At 63.6% G+C, this 1105-nt stretch carries 3 protein-coding genes; all 3 read right to left on the reverse strand.

Annotated elements, in window-relative coordinates; genetic code table 11:
- On the reverse strand, positions 1–447 hold a 447-nt coding region (locus tag HC022_RS27200), incomplete at its 3' end, for a F0F1 ATP synthase subunit B' (RefSeq protein WP_167454451.1).
- Positions 448–533: 86 nt separating this feature from the next.
- Positions 534–758: a F0F1 ATP synthase subunit C gene (locus tag HC022_RS27205; protein ID WP_007796655.1), complete on the reverse strand. Its 225-nt coding sequence runs from the start codon at positions 756–758 to the stop codon at positions 534–536.
- A gap of 79 nt (positions 759–837) precedes the next feature.
- Positions 838–1105: F0F1 ATP synthase subunit A (locus HC022_RS27210; RefSeq protein WP_167454452.1), on the reverse strand; the 268-nt coding region annotated here is incomplete at its 5' end.

A 1105-nucleotide genomic window follows, 5' to 3' on the forward strand; every position in this document is an offset into this window, starting at 1 on the left:
GATGTTCTCGAGGGCCGAAGCCCGGATTTCCGCGATCGCCTTCTCGGATTCGGCGGCCTTGGCAACGATCGCGCGATCGGCCTCGGCGATTGCCTCGTCCAGCTGCACCTTGATCTCTTCGCGCGTCTTCTGCGCGATGCCTTGAGCTTCGGCGCGGGCATCGGCCAGCGCCTTGTCATAGGCCTTCTCGGCCTCGGTGGCCTGACGCTTGAATTCTTCAGCGGCGGCGATGTCGTTCGTGATGGTGCCCTGGCGCTCGGCCAGGACCGAAGCGATCCGCGGCAGAGCGATGCGCGACAGCACGAAGAAAATCACCACCAGCGTGATGACAAGCCAGAAGACCTGGTTGGGAATCCAGTCGGCGCAAAGCTGCGGCATACCGATGGCGGAGCCATGGGAATCCACGCAGATGCCGGCAAAGTCTTCCTGAATGGGTTCTGTCGCCATGTCGTCCTCCGTCGGAACGGTGTCTCTACATCGGGCGGCCCGTCAGAAACGGAGCCGCCCGCGCGTAAGGATCTTCGTTCCGCCGATTAGACGGCGAACATCAGCAGCAGGGCGACGAGGAAGGAGAAGATGCCCAGTGCTTCGGCGAATGCGATGCCGATGAAGAGGGTTGCGGTCTGCGACGCGGCAGCCGAGGGGTTGCGCAGGGCGCCGGCCAGGAAGTTGGCAGCGACGTTGCCCACACCGAGAGCGGCGAGACCCGTGCCGAGACCTGCGAGACCTGCGCCGATGTGTGCGAGTTGACCTTCCATGGTGATTTCTCCTTACGTCTGGAAGTGGTCGATAGGGGTGTTCTGCGGGGAACGGCCGGGCCTGGGCCCGGACCGGACATCAGTGATGCGGATGCAGCGCGTCCTTGAGGTAGACGCAGGTGAGGATCGTGAAGACGTAGGCCTGCACGAAGGCCACCATGACCTCGAGCCCGTAGATCGCGGTGACGGCGACCACCGACAGCGGCGAGATGACTGCGAGACCGGCGAAACCTGCGAAGACCTTGATCACCGCGTGGCCTGCCATGACGTTGCCGGCAAGACGAATGGAGTGGCTGACCGGACGGACGAAGTACGAGATGATCTCGATGATGGCGAGCACCGGGCGC

The organism is Salipiger sp. HF18, assembly GCF_011806505.1.
Classification (GTDB): Bacteria; Pseudomonadota; Alphaproteobacteria; order Rhodobacterales; family Rhodobacteraceae; genus Salipiger; species Salipiger thiooxidans.